The organism is Lysinibacillus sp. NPDC056220, from assembly GCF_049315265.1.
Classification (GTDB): Bacteria; Bacillota; Bacilli; order Bacillales_A; family Planococcaceae; genus Lysinibacillus; species Lysinibacillus pinottii.
On sequence record NZ_JBMOXD010000003.1, the window covers coordinates 64,100 to 81,731 of the forward strand.

Consider the following 17,632-nt stretch of genomic DNA (forward strand, 5'->3'; position numbering starts at 1 on the left):
TGTTCGATAAGTAAATTGCTAGTTGTGGAATAACAAAAAAGGCGAAAAACTCGACCAAAAATCGAATTTTTTGCCTATTTTTTTGTATATTTTGAATTTCGGTTCATTATGCATAAGGTGCATAAAAATTAATGTGAAATATCAGATACAGAAACGCCAGTATTCGCTTTTACACGAATTTCTTTATAAATACGCTCGGCCTCTTCAGTCGGTACTTTACTAGATGAAAGGACTGATCCCAAATAACCTGCAATAAAGCCTAATGGAATGGTAATAATGGCCGGAACAGCTAGTGGTACAAGTGGCTTACCAACAAAAATAGCTGCACCTTCAACAGGACTCCATACATTTGGTCCCATCGCTCCTAAGATTAAACAAGAAATTAACCCTGTTAGCATGGCTGCTACAGCACCAGTAGAATTGAATTTCTTCCAATAGATAGTATAAAGAATGACAGGTAAATTTGCGGAAGCACCAATACAAAACGCAAATGACACTAGAAACGAAACGTTTAAGCTTTGTGCAAACAGCGCCAAAACAATAGAGACAATTGCAATGGAAATAGAGCCTGTACGTGCTGCAACTACCTGTTGCTTTTCTGTTAATTTTCCACCTTTCATAATTTCTCCATATATATCATGTGAAATCGCGGATGCTCCTGTTAATACTAAGCCAGAAACGACGGCTAAAATTGTTGCAAAGGCTACAGCCCCGATAAATGCCATTAACACATCACCGCCTAAATAATGTGCGAGTAGTGGAGCAGCTGTGTTACCAGCCTTACTTTCAGCTAAAATTTGATCGAGACCGACAAAGTTTAACGCGCCGAATCCTAAAAATATAGTTAACGAGAAGAAGATAGCTGTAATCCAAGTTGTCCATGAAATAGAAGAACGAGCTGTTTTAGCATCTTTTACAGTAAAGAAGCGCATTAATATATGTGGTAAACCGGATGTTCCTAAAACTAGGGCCATCATCATAGAGACAGAATCAATCGTGCTTGTGTATTTAATTCCTGGTACAAGGAATTCCTCCCCATGATCGACTGCAATTGTGTCAAACATTTTCATTAGAGAGAAATCAAACTTCACTAATACTAATGTTGCTAATAAGCCTGTCCCGAATAATAGTAGACTAGCTTTAATAATTTGCACCCAAGACGTGGCTGTCATGCCACCGAATAAAACATAAGTAGTCATCATTACACCGACAATTAACACAGCAACCCAATATTCAATGCCGAACAGTAGTTTAATCAATGCGCCTGCACCTACAAGCTGTGCAATCATATAAAGAATCACAATAATAATCGTACCTGATGCAGCTACGCCACGAATTCGCTTTTCATTAAAACGAGCCGTTAACATGTCAGCTAGTGTATAGCGGCCTAAATTGCGCATAGGCTCAGCAATAACGTATAGAAGCACTAAATTGGCTACAACATAGCCCACTGAGAAGAAGAAACCGTCAAAGCCAGTTAAAGCAATCGCACCCGACACCCCAAGAAATGCCGCTGCGGATAAATAATCACCAGCAATGGCAAAGCCGTTTTGCCATCCCTTTAATCCGCCGCCAGCTGTGTAAAAATCAGCTGCTGAGGAAGTGCGCTTTGCTGCAATATAGGTAACAACGAGTGTTAAACCAACAATAGCTAAAAAGAAACCAACGGATACAATATTCATTTAGTTACCACCTTTCGTTTGATACTCGGCTAACACAGCAGCTGCAGCTTTATCGAATGAAGCAGCTTTTTTTACATATACTGTACAGAGCACGATAGTCATCACAAATAATCCAGCTGAGTACACCCATACCCCTGTAATATTTCCGAAGAATTTTTGTTGTAGTACAGGCTGGAATGCGAGGATTGGAAGTAGGATATAAAGAATAAGAAACAGTGCTGTAATCGAAAAAAGAAAGGTGTTTTTCTTTTTCACAAAACTATTGAACGATTCCATTGCCTCGATTGCATGATAATCAATAGGTTGTGCTTGTTTTTTACTAGAAACATTCGCCATTATTATTCCCCCCTAAAGTTATATATTTCTGTTTTAAACGACATATTTCTTTTTCGTTCGTCGTTATATTCACTTATTTTATGGGGGATATTCTTATAATGCAATACTAAATTTTGAGTTTTTATAATTTTTAGTCATTTCATTTTTATGGTAATAACATAGAAATATTAAGGATTTAATAGAGAAATATTGTTTGAAAGAGAGTGATTATTTTTATTGATATAATATTCTTAAAATAGCTTGCTGCTAATAAAAATGATTGCGGGAGAAAATTTGCACTTAAAAGAGAATTTTCTGTATTTTATTATTCTGCTATTAAAATTCCAGATTCATAATAAGGTGAAGAATCGTTTGTTATATAACAATCGTTATTTTCTTTGGGAAATAACGAAAATAATAAAAAAAAGCTATGAAAAAATTTCTGAAAAAGGAGAGCCATTCGGAAGAATAAGTGTGATGGAGTTCCAAAATTAGTTAATGTTCACAACTTACACAAAATGCATTGCTTGCGGAAGTTCATTATCTTGTATTTGGTATCTAGAATGCATAAAATAAGGTGAAGAAATGAAGGGATGTGTGCAATACAAATGAAAAAGAAAAGCATACTGCTAGTTTTAGTACTAGCAATCAGTAGCATTTTAGCTGCTTGCGGAAGTTACAAATTTGAGCCATCTTTAAACATTGAGGTTCAAGATTTTAATGTAACCAATCAAAAAAATGAACAGGTAAGCCTGGATGATTTAAAGGGCAAGCCGTGGCTGGCTATGTTTATTTTTACAAACTGTACAACAATCTGTCCGCCCATGACATTTAATATGACAGAGGTACAGCAGGCACTGCAGGATGAAGGCCTTGAAGATTATCAAATTGTTGCATTTAGTGTAGATCCAGAAGTGGATAAGCCAGATGTATTAACAAACTACCTAAATACGTATAACGTTGCAGATGAAAGCAAGTGGCAGCTACTAACAGGTTATCAGCAAAAATTTATCGAGCAATTTGCACGTAAATCATTCAATTCTTTAGTCAAAAATGATCCTAACTCAGACCAAGTCATACATATGTCGAGCTATTATTTAGTGAATGCAGACGGCACAGTTGTAAAAGACTATGATGGCGCGACGAACGTACCAGTTGAAACAATCGTTGGAGATATGAAGGCACTTATTAAGGAGAGCAAGTAACGCAGAGGTCCATGGGACTTCTGTGTTTTTTTGTGGTCTAGGGAGTCTCCTTCAAAAATGGATTCGTCTCCATTTACTTTCTCGATATTGCACAGATTAGTCCATAAAATTTTATATTAAATGTTATGTATATACGCAAGTAAAAGCCCCTCTCGAAATTCGGTTTTTTACGACAAATTTTGCTATTAAGAAGCTCTATTATTATGAAGATGATGATGATTGACTACCGTATCACATATCCTTATACTATTCTCATATTTCATTTAGAAAAAAGGATGATTTAAATGAAAAAAGCAGTGAAAATTGCCTCCTAAATCCAATAAAACATTTTAGGAGGCGTAAAAAATGGAATTTAATTTGATTGACCGTGAGAATTGGCACCGCAAAGAGTATTTTGAACACTATTTACAACAACAAACAACCTTTAGTATAACGAATGAAATTAATATTACTGTTTTGATGGAGAATTTAAAGAAAAAGAATTTTAAGCTATATCCCGCGTTTATTTTTATGATGACTAAAATAGTCAATGCTCATCAAGAATTCAGAACTAACTTTAACGAAGAAGGGCAATTAGGTTATTGGACGGAAATGTTACCATCTTACACAATTTTTGAAAAACAGTCGTGCACATTTTCTTGCGTTTGGACATCCAATTTAACTACATTTTCTGAATTTCACAAACAATACGAGCAAGATGTAGATATGTATAAAGGTACAGGTCGAATGTTTCCAAAAATGCCTGTGCCAGAAAACAATATCCCAATCTCTATGATTCCTTGGTGTTCCTTTACTGGATTTAATTTGAACATTCATAATGGTGGAGATTACCTACTACCAATTATAACCGGCGCTCAGTATACGCGTATAAATGGGGAGTACCACCTACCAATCTCCCTCCAATTTCATCATGCAGTTTGTGATGGTTATCATGCAGGTATCTTTATGAATGAGCTGCAAGGACTTGCTGATAATAGTGCGGAGTGGCTATAGTTTTTTTATGAAAGAAGCTGTGATTACAGCTTCTTTTTATTGCCGTAAGCATAAAGCCAAGTCTAGTGAGAGCTTTCTATTTGAATGGAATTTATAGTATGCTAACCAAAAGGGAGGAGAGGAATCTATGATTAAACAACTGATTATCGGCGACACATTGCATGAATTAGCCGCTACACGCCGCATTTTGGAACGTTTGCCTGAGGAGCACCTGTCGTGGAAGCCGCACGAGAAATCGATGACACTTGGTGGGTTAGCCACACATTTAATCAACTTACTGAACTGGCAAATCGCAATACTTCAGCACTCAGAGTTTGATCTTTTGACAGTACCGCTGCGAAGGGAGCCAATAAATAAGCAAGCTTCCATTCTGAATGAATTTGATGAAAACGTAGACAAGCTTGAAAAGTTGCTAGCTGAATGTAACGAGAAGCTGCTTGCTGAAGAATGGACATTACGTCAAGGTGAACATATCATCCGCAGTCAGCCACGAGCCATGGCGTTCCGTACCTTTGGATTAAGCCATATGATTCACCATAGAGCGCAACTCGGAGTATATTTACGCCTTCTCAATATTCCGGTGCCCGGCAGCTACGGTCCCTCGGCTGATGAAGAAGCACCATGAATTTTAATTCGATAAGAGCAGAATCTTAATCTACCAATGATAAAAAGGAATGTCCAAAACGAATTGTCTTAAAAAGGACAAAAAGTTTTGGGCTTTTTATATTTTGCTGGATTAATAGGGTATTAGAAGTATTAGATTTACTTCGATACATGACATACCAGAGATGTTATTAGTACATAAGTGGATGGGCAAAAAAATTTAAAATTGGAGGGTGATAAATAATATAAATCCCTTATCATTGAAAGGTGGATGATAAACATCAATATAGCGTAATTACTGATTAATGAGAAATGAAATTATTAATATAGTAGTAGCTATTAAGAAAAAATAGCTGAAAGAGTTGATAGGATATGACAACGGGATTGATAATTACAATAGTGATTGGATCTATTATTAAATTGTTAATGAGCCCACCAAGTATAGCTGTGGCGTGGCTAGTAAATAAATTTGAGCTTCATAAAGAACTGGACTCAAAAGAGGTTACGATCTCATTTAAGGGAAAGAATTTAGAAGAGAGAGAAAAAATAAGATTTATAGACTTTTTTAACAAAGCTATCTTTTTGAAAAAATATTATATATTTCCGGGCAATGAAAAATTATTTTTACAGCCTGAGACGAATGTTACACCTTTTATCATCAACTTAAAAAGTGGTAAAAAAGATGTGAATTTCTTAATTTTTCCCTACGACAATCATGTGGATGTAGTCAGGAAGTGTAAGGAGAAAGTGATTTCATATAGTCTAAGTTCAGAAAGTCTACAAAACTTCACTATTTAAACTTCTAATGCGATTTTCGAAAAAATAGGGATTTGGTCGTACTTCGGTTATCGGTGCGAAATCCCTTTTTTTATACGAAATTATAGAGGGATAGAATAGGACATAGTTTTGTAGTGAATGTACTTGGTATCTTAATGGGTATTCTGGATGATGCGTTCAATTTTGCTTCTATCCTCCAAAGGCTTCTACAAGAAGTGATTCATATAAAGTTAGAAAATGATGGGACGGTTTGAGGTAGATGTTATGACTTTTTAAAGAGAAGAGTTAGTTTTAATATATGAGGGCGCTTTCCTGGAAAGTGCTTTTTTAGATTCATTTATTATTACTTAATATGTGAGCTTATTATAATAAGGGTAATTCCCGTAAATAGGCAAATGATTCTCGTCACAGGAATTTTATCAGCTAATCCAAATAATGCAATTGCAGTAGTGACAATTAAAACGGTTGGGCCAAACAAAGCAAGCATTGTATTAATATAGAATGCTTTTTCCAAGTTATTAAGCTTCAGCATTAACAATCCAGCACTAACTTCAATACTTCCAGATAATACACGTAAAATAACCATAGCAAGAAGCGATTTATCAATTATTGTCATCATCCTATCTTTATAGATAATTTTCGCTTATTTTATAATTTCATGATTAGGCTAATCATAGACTCCTGTTTTCAAGCAATATTAAAATCAATATATGTAGGATTCATATTAAATATTCTTTTTATCTGATACTTTAAAGTTATTAAGTTAATAGGTAAATTTCTAGTTTTATTGTAGGTAAGGTTAGAATTTATCCTAATTACAAACAAATTATTAATAGTATAAAAATCTACTTGTTTTCGAGCACAACTTTTGAAGTGATTGATACCCCTGAGAACTTCAATCATACGTCCCTAATACCTACACCCTTTTGAAGCCAAAGAATACGATAATAAAAAACTATTATTGTATTAGTAGAGGTGACTGAAATGGAACAAGATTTTAAGCTTTTAAAAGGATTAACAGGTGAAGTGATAACGATAAAAAATCCTAATTATGATGAAGCACGACAAGAATGGAATCGAGCTAATCAGAAATTCCCGCTGGTAATTGTATATTGTGAAATAAAGCAGGATGTTGTTAACGCCGTTCTTTGGGCACGTAGACATTGCATCGGAATTCGCATTAGGTCGGGTGGACATCATTATGAGGGATATTCCTCTGGTGATTTTGTATTGGTAATTGATATAAGTCGCTTAAATGCAATGAGTTTGGAGAAGAAGGAAGATGTATTAACAATCGAAGCAGGAGCAAAAAATTCAGACGTATATGATTTTATAGGTTCAAATGGATATGTTTTTCCAGGGGGAACTTGCCCGACCGTTGGAGTTTCTGGCTTTACACTGGGTGGAGGTTGGGGATTCTCCAGTCGACTTTATGGGCTAGGGTGTGACAGTTTGATTGAACTTGAATTGGTAGATTTTGAGGGAAGAATCATAAAGGCAAATAAAAATTCGAACCCGGATCTTTTCTGGGCTTGTCGTGGTGCTGGTGGAGGTAATTTTGGGGTGGTTGTAAGCATGACTTTTCAGTTACCAAAACCAATAAAAGGCCCTGTCACATTAATTAGATTCTTTTATGTAAATACTACAAAGGCTAAGCAACTAGAAGTTATGGATATTTGGCAAAACTGGTTACCTGAACTGGATAAACGAATGACTTTGGTTGCAAGCTTTTATAACACGGAGGAAGAAGGGTTAGGTATTTTTGCAACAGGATTTTTTTACGGTTCTTCAAGATTGGCAAAGAAAATTTTACAACCTTTTGCAAAAATAGAGGGTTTTCGAATGAACTTAGAAGAATTATCCTTTCTAGAAGCAGTGAAAAGGGTAGAGGCAACTTATCCACCGTTTGAAAAATTTAAATCAACGGGTAGGTTTGTTCAAAGGAGCTATACATCCGATGAGCTCGAAAATATTGGAAGACTTGTCGAAAGCCCTCCCAATGGTTCAGTTTATGCAGCTATATCCTTTTATGCACTAGGGGGAGCAATCAATAACATAGATAAAAATGAAACGGCCTTTTACTATAGAGATGCTAAATATATCATGGGCATTCAGTCTGTATGGATAGACGATAGGTATGCTAAAGGAAATCAGGAATGGGTTCGTGAACGCTTTGACATTATTAAAAAGATGACAAAAGGTTCCTATGTGAACTTTCCCATTAGTCATCTTAAAAATTTTGAGAAAGAGTATTTCGGAGGCAATGCACAGAGGTTGAATCGAGTAAAAAGTAAGTATGATCCCTTGAATGTATTTAGGTTTCCACAGGGGTTAAAGTGAAATAGAAAATTAGGATAGATTTTAAAATGATAAAAGTAAAGTGAACACCAAATTAACACTACACCACAGTTTAGTAGTTACTACTAACTGTGGTGTAGTTTTGCTGGGGCCAGTTTAGCCATCCCTCAGCTCTCACTCAGTTCCATTCAATAGCGAATAATGGTTCGATGTGAAACCCCGTATTTCTTTGCAATCTCCTGAGTGGTTCATTATGGATCATAAATATTTTATACATACAATGATTGAAGGAATAAATAGAACTCAATCACCTTCATTTATCCTAAATAACAGTAGGTGAAGTTGAATTATTTTTTAGTTACTATATGAATACCTGCACTTGCAGTACCAATTAAATTAACTGGGAAGTTTACCATTATTGATGAGATATAAAATACCATTAATAAACAATCTCCAACTGATATAGATAAGGGTGAAATATTACCTGATGCGAAAGCAATTTGTCCGAAGGTTACTACTGGTAATGTTATAGGGGGAGTTAAATCAACAAAGGCACTTGTACCAATGAACATATTACTTCCAACGGGTGCATGAAAAATTTGAGCTCGGATTGTAACAGATCCTTCTACTAAAGGTAATGATCCTAATGGAGAAAATGACGCTGAGATAGCTGTAATGTTACCATCACTAGGAACTGTGAAGGCTTCACTCGTGTTTCCATTTAAGTTAATGACATTATTTATAATCGAAACGGTATTTGCAGTACCGAACCCTATACTACTTGCAAGTCCAACTAGAGCTTGAATATGTGATGTTGAATTTCCAGTTGAGAATGCAATTATAGTGTTATCAGTAGGAGAAGAAGGGTTTATACAGTTGGTTTCTGTAGCCATAAATGGTCCGGATTTATCGCATGCTCTAAATGTTGACAATCTACTATTATACCGACAATTATCCATACAAGAACTTATCCCCTTTCTATTTATAATATGTAGTAAAGAGTATTAGACATGAACAAAAACCTTGCAGAAGTTGCATTTGGATGGTTTGAAAAAACGGTTAGGAAAAAGAAAATTATTAACTAAAATTCGAATATTAATATTTACTTAGTTCATATTTTAATAAAAGAGTTCTGACGGTGGATGCTTAACCTTCTTACTTATAGAAGATTTTCCATTAGAAATAACTCCGAAAAAATGGAATAGCCTTGTGTATTCGCACCAAAAAAACAGGTATCTATAGGTTTCGTTTCAGGATGAATATGTACTTTGGTCAGACAGTAATGGAATAATGGTTAAACAAAACAAAGCACAGTAACTAAGAAGCGGTGCGGTGCTTTGTTTTGTTTACAACACAATAATTTTTAATATCTATAAAAATTTTTATTGCAATTTCCAATCAGTGTACATAATATAAGTGTATAGTTATATAAAAATTTATTCACCTGAATTGGTTAGGTGATTTTATTTAAAATAATATATAAGTAAATAGTTATATAAGGAGTGCAGATACATGGAAAATACACTAATTGAAAAACAATTAAAAGCAGCAGCAGATTTGAATCGCATTAAATTACTTGCATGCATGAAAAATGGGGAGGTATGTGTATGTGATTTTGTGGAGGTGTTAGGAATATCACAACCAGCCGTTAGTCAGCATCTACGAAAATTAAAGGAGGCAGGCATTATTACGGAACGAAAAGTAGGGACTTGGAAACATTACCGTTTAGTAGAGGATCAAACGCCACTGATGAAGGGGATTTTAGAACAAATTCAACCTTTAAACGGGTGCAACTGTGGCACAGATTGTTGCCATATAGGAGGGACTGATCATGCGTAATGAATCTTTAACCAAACAGCTTTCTTTTCTAGATCGTTACCTTACCCTTTGGATATTCGTTGCAATGGGTATCGGTGTCGTATTAAGTATCACCATGCCCAATATCGGCGAAGCATTAGAGGCCATGTCTATTGGTACAACGTCCATACCGATTGCAATAGGGTTAATTGTTATGATGTATCCACCATTAGCGAAAGTAAAATATGAAGAAATGTGGCGCGTGTTTAAGGATTGGAAGGTGCTTTTGCTATCCCTTTTTCAAAACTGGTTACTCGGACCGTTCTTAATGTTCTTTTTAGCCATCATCTTCCTGCATGATTATCCTGAATATATGGCTGGACTCATTATGATTGGCTTAGCTCGCTGTATAGCAATGGTCATTGTATGGAACGATTTAGCCCGTGGAGACCGGGAATACGTCGCTGGACTCGTTGCTTTTAACTCCATCTTTCAAATCGTGACATATTCTATTTTTGCTTATTTTTTCTTAAATGTATTGCCTGGTTGGTTTGGTTTAGAGAATTTCCATGTATCCATTTCTATGTGGGAGATTACTAAGAGTGTACTTATTTACTTAGGTATCCCGTTTGCTGCAGGGTTCCTCACACGATGGATAGGGATTAAAACAAAAGGGAAACAGTGGTATGAAGAAAAGTTCTTGCCAAAGATTTCACCACTTACTTTAATTGCACTGTTATTTACGATTATGATGATGTTTGCTTTAAAGGGTGAGCAATTAGTAGAACTGCCACTTGATGTAGTGCGAATTGCTATTCCATTATTTATTTACTTTGTGGTGATGTTTGCTGTGTCATTCTTCTCTTCTCGTAAAGCAGGTGCTTCTTATCCTGTCACAGCAGCTCTTTCTTTTACAGCTGCAAGTAACAACTTCGAGCTAGCGATCGCCGTGGCAGTTGGCGTGTTTGGCCTTCACAGTGGCGTGGCATTTGCTGCTGTTATTGGTCCACTTGTAGAAGTACCTGTTCTCATCGGACTTGTATGGGTTGCCTTACGTTGGCAGAAAAAATACTTTAAAACCGTTGAATTGTAAGGAGCAATTTTTATGACAAATACACTTTATTTCTTATGTACGGGGAACTCATGCCGAAGTCAAATGGCTGAAGGATGGGCAAAAAAATTACTCCCTACTAATTGGACTGTAGAAAGTGCTGGGATCGAAGCACATGGCGTAAATCCGAAGGCCATTAAAGCGATGGCAGAGGTAGGGGTTGATATTTCGGATCACACATCAGATTTAATTGATTTTGAGACATTAAACAATGCCACATTAGTTGTTACGTTATGCGGTGATGCCGCTGATAAATGCCCAATGACTCCACCGCACGTACGTCGTGAGCATTGGGGATTTGAAGATCCAGCGAAAGCGACAGGAACAGATGAAGAGAAATGGACTGTATTCCAAAATGTACGTGATGCAATCGGCAAACGCATTGAGCAATTTGTAGCTGATGAGCTGTAATTGAATGGAGGATTAAAAATGACAGTGATTCATGCTAGCGTATGAACTCTAGACTATTTTATCGCTTATTTAATAGTTATTATGAATAGTAGAGAGCACACATTGAGTCAGGCCAAAGAGTTCGCTTTTGATTTTTTTGAAGAAGCCTTGGATTGTTACGGCGCTTCGACATGGTTGCAATTTAAAAGTGCTGTAAAAGAAATTGATAAACGATATGTGAAATGTGTTAATTACACATGCAAAGTTTAAACGTCTAGCTAACTGCTAGACGTAAAAAATATATTATATATAAGAGAATGCTTATATAAAGAAAAAGAGGAGAAGGTAATAATGAAAACACTAAATATAATCAACCAAAATGGCTCTTGTTGTACTACTAAAAAGGATATTGAAGTACAGAAGAGTGTTAATAAATCCAACAAGAATTTACCGATTGTCATAATTGGCGCAGGTCCTATTGGATTAGCTGCAGCTGCTCATTTAGTGGAACAAAAGCAAGCATTTATTTTACTTGAGGCTGGGCGTGAAATAGCACACAATATTCGTACCTGGGGGCATGTTACACTATTTTCACCATGGCGATATAATATTAATAAAGCAGCTAAAGCTTTATTAGATGACTCCGGATGGGTAGCACCTAATTTAGATACGTTACCGACAGGACATGAATTAATTGATCTTTATTTAAAGCCTTTTTCTGAGCTAGTACAAATGAAGCCGAACATTCAGTTGAACGCAAAAGTAGTAGGGATTTCACGACAGTTGAATGATAAGATGAAGACAAAAAATCGAGTTGAACAGCCCTTTACTATTTATATTGAACAAGAGAATGACATCCGTATGATTGAGGCGAGAGCAGTTATTGATGCAACGGGTACATGGGGAAATCCCAACCCAGCAAATTCTACAGGTATATGGCTACAAAGTGAAAAGGCATTAGCCAATCACATTGAATATGGTATCCCAGACATTGCTACGAATACTAAGAGATATGCCAATAAGAAGGTTGCAGTTATTGGAGGTGGTCATTCAGCTATTAATACATTATTGGCGCTTGCAGAATTACAAACAGAGAATCCTGCAACCAAGCTAGTGTGGATTATGCGTAAAAAGTCTGTAGAAGAAGCCTATGGTGGCGAAGAAAAAGATGCATTAGCAGCCCGTGGCACACTTGGTATTCGCATTCATGAATTAGTGGATACAGGTAAGATTGAAGTAATAACACCTTTCTATATCTCACAGGTGAAGAAAGTTGAGAACATCCATATTGTTGGTGCAATGAACGGAGAACAAAAAGTATTAACAGGATTTGAAGAGCTTATTGTCAATGCAGGAAGTAGACCAGACCTTTCAATTAACAGTGAATTACGGCTTTCCATTGATTCAGCAACTGAAAGTGCGCATTCCTTAGCACCATTAATTGATCCAAATGTGCATAGTTGTGGCACAGTAAGAGCACATGGAGAAGAAATTCTACGCCAACCAGAAAAGGACTTCTATATAGTCGGAGCTAAAAGCTATGGACGTGCACCAACTTTTTTAATGGCAACAGGCTACGAACAAGTTCGTTCCATAACAGCTTTTTTATCAGATGATGAAGAAGCTTCAAAACGTGTGGAATTGGAGTTACCTGAAACCGGTGTATGTGGAATAAATCTTGCCGGTCCATCAAATTCATGTTGTTAAAGATTCCGACTGTTAGCGAAAGCTAGCAGTCCTTTTAAAATAATAAGGAGGGAATTAGGATGGACACACTCATTATTCGTAAAATGGAAAAGAAGGATTGAAAGAGGAATTACAGATTGATAAAGAAGGAATCGAAACAGGGTTGGCAACCTTTAAAATAATTGTGCCAAGTGAACAGGTAAGGGATGAAAGACAACATGCAACATTGCGTTTTGTTGCAGAAGAAGACAATGGGGTAGAGGGTTGGATTGGCATTTCCCCTGTCTCTACACGGTCGTCTACGATGCAACATGAAAAGATAAATCGAGGAATGACGTTTATAGAATTAGAATTTCCCTAACATTGTAATGCCGCATTAACTACATCAAGTTGTATGTGTAAAAAATCGCTTGAAAAGTGCAAAATATCTCCTGAAGCAACCTGTCCTAAATTAGAACGGGTTAGCTTTATAGATGATTATAAAAATAATTAGCTATTCGCTACAGTGTTATATAACCCTTATCAAACTATATGGAGAAAATAATTAAAATGGGTCTTATGCTTAAAGAAGTACTTGTGTAGAAACTTTCTTAAATATAGAGCTGGGTATAGAAATAAAATTACATTCAACTACGAGCTTTTAAATGGCTGAAAATTTGGTATTATTTGGTTTGGTGGGCTGTTTTTTTGAAATGAGGAGATGTTATTTTTTTAATGGGTATGGGCGTGATTATTTCAATAGCTGCCGTGATGGCTTGTGGCAAAAATAAATAATGTTTTAAGAAATAGTACTAAATTCACTACATATTCATTTTAGATAAATTTCCAAAACCAAATTTTGAATTCAATGAAATATTCTTTAAACAGCTATTTATGCAATACATAAACAGGTCTACTATAAGTACTTTTCAAGAGTATGCTGAGTGTGTACTCAGCATAGAAACCTGTATATTAGACACTTTAAAACTACATTTTTTTATCGTTCATATACTTTAAATAACAGGCATTACAGCTAAAAGGAGTGGGATGATGTTTTTCTTAACACGTGAACGTCAGGAAGTATTCAACGCAGCACAAACATATCCATTTGAAGAGGAGTTCGATGGCGAATTTGAAGATCATTTATACGAGTATTTAACTGCGTATATAGATGTCTTACCACAAAAGTTTCAATCCGGAATGATTGAACGAACTCTATTTGGAAATGATACTTTAATGAAAGAGTTTCAAGAGTGGTGCAATGTGACAATTGAGCAGTTCATAACTAAGAGTAATGCTATTTATGAAGAGCGTGAAGCAATTGTGGAAAGCTTTCATTCGTCTGCAAAAACTGTTTTTTCACAATCATTGCACGATGGAGAAATTTTGAATGCTGAGCAACAAGGAAATAATTTTATGCTTTTATTAGATATGAGTAACGGGTTTACAGTCGAGTCAATGGTCCAATTAGTTTTTCATGATGCCCATATAGAGGGTGATCTTGAAGGCTATTACGTGTATGACGAACTAATAAAGTTTGAAGGTAGATATGCCTTACGAGTTTTATCTAGTTTTGGTAGCCCTTATGCTGAATGTACGATTTTCTTCAAAGATGTGACAGCAAAATACTTGTATCGTCCTGCAGTTTATATTGAACCAGGAGGAGTCGCTACGTGGGATGATTATGTTATTGCACTAAACCTAGATGATAAACATTATATTGTAAAAGATACGCATTTTGTAGAGATTAATATGGCTAATATTTCGCAATCGGATAATGGGATTTTTGCTGGAGGAGTATTACTAGGTGATACTTTTGAGGAGGCAAGAGAGCGGATTTATTGTGCTACTTATGAAGATCCATATGCTCATTTTAGTGAGCCTATACCGGCTGATGAGCTGTTATCTGCTATGTTTGATTTAGACCAAAATATACGTGTGCGTGCCTTCAACACAATCTTTGCATTAGGAAAAGATGCCGCATATATCGCTAATGATGTGCTTCGTAAAGTCGATATAAACACAGATGAAAATATGTATTTTAATATTATTGCCAATCATTTCAATCAACTCGGTTGTTTAGAGGAGGATGTAAAACTGAAATGGCATAGTGAATAAGAAGAGTGCTGTTCAAAACGTTCAATGATTGAACAGCCTTTTTTAGTATTATGGATAGTTGACACAACCAATCCCTCCTCCATGCCAAAAAAGAAATTAAAACATGGTAAAATATAGAATGGTATATAGTTAGTAAATGACGTGATGAATTGTATTCAAAAATCTAATGTGAGGAGGAAAATACATATGGCGAGGAAGAGAAAAACGTTACCGAAAAATTTTAGTGAACTAATTGAAGCAGGTGATATTGCGGCATTACAAGAGGTATTTACCAAATGCGAGCTAGATGCATATGGCGGTTATAGTAAAACAACAGCCTTAAGCTTTTTCGATGTACCGGATGAATTGGTTCGCTGGCTGGCGGAACAGGGAGCAAATATAAATGCGAGAGACAATTACAAAAGAACAGCTTTACATAATCAGGCAATAAATTGGCGGGGGAATATTGAATTGCTTCTTGAGTTAGATGCAGATATAGAAGCCTTGGATTATCAAAATGAAACACCTTTATTTGCTGCGGCTGCTTTTTTTAAACCAAATGTGGTGCGCACATTGGTTTCTAAAGGAGCAAATATAAGCGCGGTAAATATGTTGAATGAGACGCCTTTGGACAAAGCTTTAGCAGTATGCAGAAATATAAATATTGTTGATCTAGTGGAAGTTTCTGAGATTTTTTTGAGCGCAGGTATAGCTGTAACGCCGGAAATGAAAAATTCTATTAAGCGAATTGGAAAAGACTTTGAATTTCATAGAGAAGGTTTTAATAAAGAATATTTGAAAGAAACGGATGAGGCACTTTCCCGTCTTTATGAGCTATTTGATGTTTCACCTGTAGAGAAGCGAAAAACGCATGATGGTAAGTCTAAAATAACAGTATGTACAAAGGGCTGGCACGCACAACATAATGAACTTTGGGATTTACTAATTCCTTCGCAAGGACATGCCCAAACTGTACAAGGAGAGGTTATTCGTATTACTGGTAAAGTCTCATACGAAATTTTACATAATGGCGGCATCAACTGGGATAATGATTTTCGTAAAATGCTCAAAAGTTTGAACCATTACATTAGCTTAGGTACACCATTACATCCCGCTGCACTTCAGGAATCTATCACTTTAGCGAAAGAACTTTACAAAGGTGATGGAGATAAGGAGCCTGCGAGACTATGCGAGTTAGCAGTGCAATGGGTACTTAGCAATCCAAATCCAATTATTTTAGAACAGCCCGAATATAAGCGCTAACATATTTAACGAATCCAATAACCATTTTTATAAACAATACTATCCGCTTTTTCTAAGCACTTAACGGCAATGAAGGGCTTTGGTAAATTACCCCTTAGTTGCATCTGGTGCAGTGCGAGGAGAGCAGCGTTGCAATGCTACGTGAGGTGCTTGTCACTATATCTAGCATGCTCCATAATGAAATACATATTTTTAGTGATGAGGATGATGAGCGGTTGGTCAATATCGTGGATACAATGATTGACAAAGAATTACTTCCACATCAAGAAATTGCTGATTGGATTAGCTGCTTAGCGCAATGCTGCAATTTGCCGAGAAGTCGCAGTCAGGCGATTGCTCGCGTGAACAGCAAGAATTTTTTACGCAGTCTCTATTTCAGAAGGGGACAAGATAGCCGAGGAAATGAGCTTAATACTGCCATACTTGGCACTGAGGCAAAATTAAACAGGTTTTCTATCAGTTAAAGGATTAAGGGGTTGTCCTAATCCTTGGATTTGGCTGAGAAGCGCTGTTTTTTGTTACATGGATGGCTAATGGAGTAGAATAATTGAATTAGGCTAAATTGCCACATTCAATTTTAGTATCGAGGAATTACGCTTTTTCGAACATTGTAATGCCGCATTTTCTTAAACTACAACAAGTGGTATGTGTAAAAAATCGCTTGAAATGTGCAAAATATCTCCTGAAGCAACCCGTCCTAGATTAGAACGGGTTAGCTTTACAGGGATTATAAAATATTACTTCATCTGGTGGTTGTGTCTTTCTCCAGCCATAAAACTGCATATCGTCTTTTGATCATATAAATCATTTCTATTCCCACCTCTCCTGTTTTTTAAAATTACAACATTAATATTGACGAATACGAATATAATTTTCTACTTTTCTTCTGTTCTCTTCAAAGATTTTTTTCGCATTTTCATGTTGAAGTGCTTTTTCAATAGAAATCTCACGTTTTGTAATAGTTATCGTAAGAGCAAAAATGTTTAACATCATTTATTATCACCTCCTTAAATTACCATGAGGAATGAAAAAAACCGCAGAGAGACTCCTCTACGGTGAAAAAAGACACAAAAATACCGCAGGGGCACACTTCTCCCTGCGGTATGGGTATACTTAATTACAAAAAACTTAAGCGATCCATTCCGATCTGGTCGAATGTGTGATTTTCATTTTTACTGAAGTTGTAACTACCAATGACATTAATTTAGCGATAACGAACATTTCATTCGACCTCCTTAACAATTTTTTACTTTGTAAGTATATCATTTTTTAAGTTGTTTGTAAACAACTTTTACTAAGACTTCCTGATTGTGTAAAAGTCTAGAAAAATTCTTTGCTGCTTTACATTGTTAGTTATCTGATTTTTTGGGGTAGCGAATAGTAGAAATAGTAGTCTTAAAGCCAACAAACATCATTAAGGCATTATTCACTAAGGG

The 17,632-nt window shown here is 36.0% G+C and carries 17 protein-coding genes and 1 pseudogene; 13 read left to right on the forward strand and 5 right to left on the reverse strand.

The window, feature by feature from the left end:
- Positions 1 to 128: 128 nt before the first annotated feature.
- Both ACOZBY_RS10400 and ACOZBY_RS10405 read right to left on the reverse strand, forming a co-directional pair.
- Complete coding sequence (locus ACOZBY_RS10400) at positions 129 to 1,682, reverse strand: solute symporter family protein (protein WP_031416021.1); 1,554 nt, start codon at positions 1,680 to 1,682, stop codon at positions 129 to 131.
- Positions 1,683 to 2,018, reverse strand: a complete 336-nt coding sequence (locus ACOZBY_RS10405; RefSeq protein ID WP_012294615.1) for a DUF485 domain-containing protein — start codon at positions 2,016 to 2,018, stop codon at positions 1,683 to 1,685.
- 587 nt (positions 2,019 to 2,605) lie between these two features.
- Between ACOZBY_RS10405 and ACOZBY_RS10410 the strand changes: the two genes are divergently transcribed.
- From ACOZBY_RS10410 to ACOZBY_RS10425, 4 genes are all read left to right on the forward strand, one after another.
- On the forward strand, positions 2,606 to 3,202 hold the full coding sequence (locus tag ACOZBY_RS10410; protein WP_012294613.1) for an SCO family protein: 597 nt from the start codon (positions 2,606 to 2,608) through the stop codon (positions 3,200 to 3,202).
- A 345-nt stretch (positions 3,203 to 3,547) separates the two neighbouring features.
- Entirely contained in the window at positions 3,548 to 4,195 is a 648-nt protein-coding gene (gene catA, locus ACOZBY_RS10415) for a type A chloramphenicol O-acetyltransferase (protein WP_012294612.1), read from the forward strand.
- A 127-nt stretch (positions 4,196 to 4,322) separates the two neighbouring features.
- On the forward strand, positions 4,323 to 4,820 hold the full coding sequence (locus ACOZBY_RS10420) for a DinB family protein (RefSeq protein ID WP_289448960.1): 498 nt from the start codon (positions 4,323 to 4,325) through the stop codon (positions 4,818 to 4,820).
- A 350-nt stretch (positions 4,821 to 5,170) separates the two neighbouring features.
- The gene (locus ACOZBY_RS10425) at positions 5,171 to 5,596 is read left to right on the forward strand and encodes a YfmQ family protein (protein WP_099805883.1); all 426 of its coding nucleotides are present in this window, start codon (positions 5,171 to 5,173) and stop codon (positions 5,594 to 5,596) included.
- Positions 5,597 to 5,918: 322 nt separating this feature from the next.
- On the opposite strand, the gene ACOZBY_RS10430 is transcribed toward ACOZBY_RS10425, so the two are convergent.
- Positions 5,919 to 6,194 (reverse strand): YqhV family protein, encoded by a 276-nt coding sequence (locus ACOZBY_RS10430; RefSeq protein WP_012294608.1) that lies wholly within the window; start codon positions 6,192 to 6,194, stop codon positions 5,919 to 5,921.
- 365 nt (positions 6,195 to 6,559) lie between these two features.
- Between ACOZBY_RS10430 and ACOZBY_RS10435 the strand changes: the two genes are divergently transcribed.
- Positions 6,560 to 7,915, forward strand: a complete 1,356-nt coding sequence (locus tag ACOZBY_RS10435) for an FAD-binding oxidoreductase (protein WP_422762238.1) — start codon at positions 6,560 to 6,562, stop codon at positions 7,913 to 7,915.
- A gap of 305 nt (positions 7,916 to 8,220) precedes the next feature.
- Here ACOZBY_RS10435 and ACOZBY_RS10440 read toward each other — a convergent pair whose 3' ends face one another.
- Positions 8,221 to 8,832 (reverse strand): hypothetical protein, encoded by a 612-nt coding sequence (locus ACOZBY_RS10440; RefSeq protein ID WP_422762240.1) that lies wholly within the window; start codon positions 8,830 to 8,832, stop codon positions 8,221 to 8,223.
- Positions 8,833 to 9,385: 553 nt separating this feature from the next.
- Here ACOZBY_RS10440 and ACOZBY_RS10445 point away from each other — a divergent pair.
- From ACOZBY_RS10445 to ACOZBY_RS10480, 8 genes and pseudogenes are all read left to right on the forward strand, one after another.
- The gene (locus tag ACOZBY_RS10445; RefSeq protein WP_012294603.1) at positions 9,386 to 9,712 is read left to right on the forward strand and encodes an ArsR/SmtB family transcription factor; all 327 of its coding nucleotides are present in this window, start codon (positions 9,386 to 9,388) and stop codon (positions 9,710 to 9,712) included.
- Positions 9,705 to 10,763 (forward strand): ACR3 family arsenite efflux transporter, encoded by a 1,059-nt coding sequence (arsB, locus tag ACOZBY_RS10450; RefSeq protein WP_036161760.1) that lies wholly within the window; start codon positions 9,705 to 9,707, stop codon positions 10,761 to 10,763. The genes ACOZBY_RS10445 and arsB overlap by 8 nt, the downstream gene beginning before the upstream one ends.
- A gap of 12 nt (positions 10,764 to 10,775) precedes the next feature.
- On the forward strand, positions 10,776 to 11,192 hold the full coding sequence (gene arsC, locus ACOZBY_RS10455) for an arsenate reductase (thioredoxin) (RefSeq protein ID WP_036161757.1): 417 nt from the start codon (positions 10,776 to 10,778) through the stop codon (positions 11,190 to 11,192).
- Positions 11,193 to 11,522: 330 nt separating this feature from the next.
- Positions 11,523 to 12,878: an NAD(P)-binding domain-containing protein gene (locus ACOZBY_RS10460; RefSeq protein WP_422762243.1), complete on the forward strand. Its 1,356-nt coding sequence runs from the start codon at positions 11,523 to 11,525 to the stop codon at positions 12,876 to 12,878.
- A gap of 97 nt (positions 12,879 to 12,975) precedes the next feature.
- Positions 12,976 to 13,218: a hypothetical protein gene (locus tag ACOZBY_RS10465; RefSeq protein WP_422762245.1), complete on the forward strand. Its 243-nt coding sequence runs from the start codon at positions 12,976 to 12,978 to the stop codon at positions 13,216 to 13,218.
- Positions 13,219 to 13,883: 665 nt separating this feature from the next.
- The gene (locus ACOZBY_RS10470; RefSeq protein WP_080717357.1) at positions 13,884 to 14,954 is read left to right on the forward strand and encodes a DUF4085 family protein; all 1,071 of its coding nucleotides are present in this window, start codon (positions 13,884 to 13,886) and stop codon (positions 14,952 to 14,954) included.
- A gap of 186 nt (positions 14,955 to 15,140) precedes the next feature.
- Complete coding sequence (locus tag ACOZBY_RS10475) at positions 15,141 to 16,196, forward strand: ankyrin repeat domain-containing protein (RefSeq protein WP_422762247.1); 1,056 nt, start codon at positions 15,141 to 15,143, stop codon at positions 16,194 to 16,196.
- 98 nt (positions 16,197 to 16,294) lie between these two features.
- A pseudogene (locus tag ACOZBY_RS10480) lies at positions 16,295 to 16,660 on the forward strand (DUF2785 domain-containing protein); the annotation flags it as partial.
- 382 nt (positions 16,661 to 17,042) lie between these two features.
- On the opposite strand, the gene ACOZBY_RS10485 reads toward ACOZBY_RS10480, so the two are convergent.
- Positions 17,043 to 17,189, reverse strand: a complete 147-nt coding sequence (locus ACOZBY_RS10485; protein ID WP_080695201.1) for a YrzI family small protein — start codon at positions 17,187 to 17,189, stop codon at positions 17,043 to 17,045.
- Between the last annotated feature and the right edge of the window lie 443 nt (positions 17,190 to 17,632).

Bases quoted from the DNA above. Each gene is read 5' to 3' on its own strand.
- ACOZBY_RS10400 (WP_031416021.1), bottom strand. From the start codon at position 1,682: ATGAATATTGTATCCGTTGGTTTCTTTTTAGCTATTGTTGGTTTAACA.
- ACOZBY_RS10405 (WP_012294615.1), bottom strand. From the start codon at position 2,018: ATGGCGAATGTTTCTAGTAAAAAACAAGCACAACCTATTGATTATCAT.
- ACOZBY_RS10410 (WP_012294613.1), top strand. From the start codon at position 2,606: ATGAAAAAGAAAAGCATACTGCTAGTTTTAGTACTAGCAATCAGTAGC.
- catA (WP_012294612.1), top strand. From the start codon at position 3,548: ATGGAATTTAATTTGATTGACCGTGAGAATTGGCACCGCAAAGAGTAT.
- ACOZBY_RS10420 (WP_289448960.1), top strand. From the start codon at position 4,323: ATGATTAAACAACTGATTATCGGCGACACATTGCATGAATTAGCCGCT.
- ACOZBY_RS10425 (WP_099805883.1), top strand. From the start codon at position 5,171: ATGACAACGGGATTGATAATTACAATAGTGATTGGATCTATTATTAAA.
- ACOZBY_RS10430 (WP_012294608.1), bottom strand. From the start codon at position 6,194: ATGATGACAATAATTGATAAATCGCTTCTTGCTATGGTTATTTTACGT.
- ACOZBY_RS10435 (WP_422762238.1), top strand. From the start codon at position 6,560: ATGGAACAAGATTTTAAGCTTTTAAAAGGATTAACAGGTGAAGTGATA.
- ACOZBY_RS10440 (WP_422762240.1), bottom strand. From the start codon at position 8,832: ATGGATAATTGTCGGTATAATAGTAGATTGTCAACATTTAGAGCATGC.
- ACOZBY_RS10445 (WP_012294603.1), top strand. From the start codon at position 9,386: ATGGAAAATACACTAATTGAAAAACAATTAAAAGCAGCAGCAGATTTG.
- arsB (WP_036161760.1), top strand. From the start codon at position 9,705: ATGCGTAATGAATCTTTAACCAAACAGCTTTCTTTTCTAGATCGTTAC.
- arsC (WP_036161757.1), top strand. From the start codon at position 10,776: ATGACAAATACACTTTATTTCTTATGTACGGGGAACTCATGCCGAAGT.
- ACOZBY_RS10460 (WP_422762243.1), top strand. From the start codon at position 11,523: ATGAAAACACTAAATATAATCAACCAAAATGGCTCTTGTTGTACTACT.
- ACOZBY_RS10470 (WP_080717357.1), top strand. From the start codon at position 13,884: ATGATGTTTTTCTTAACACGTGAACGTCAGGAAGTATTCAACGCAGCA.
- ACOZBY_RS10475 (WP_422762247.1), top strand. From the start codon at position 15,141: ATGGCGAGGAAGAGAAAAACGTTACCGAAAAATTTTAGTGAACTAATT.
- ACOZBY_RS10485 (WP_080695201.1), bottom strand. From the start codon at position 17,189: ATGATGTTAAACATTTTTGCTCTTACGATAACTATTACAAAACGTGAG.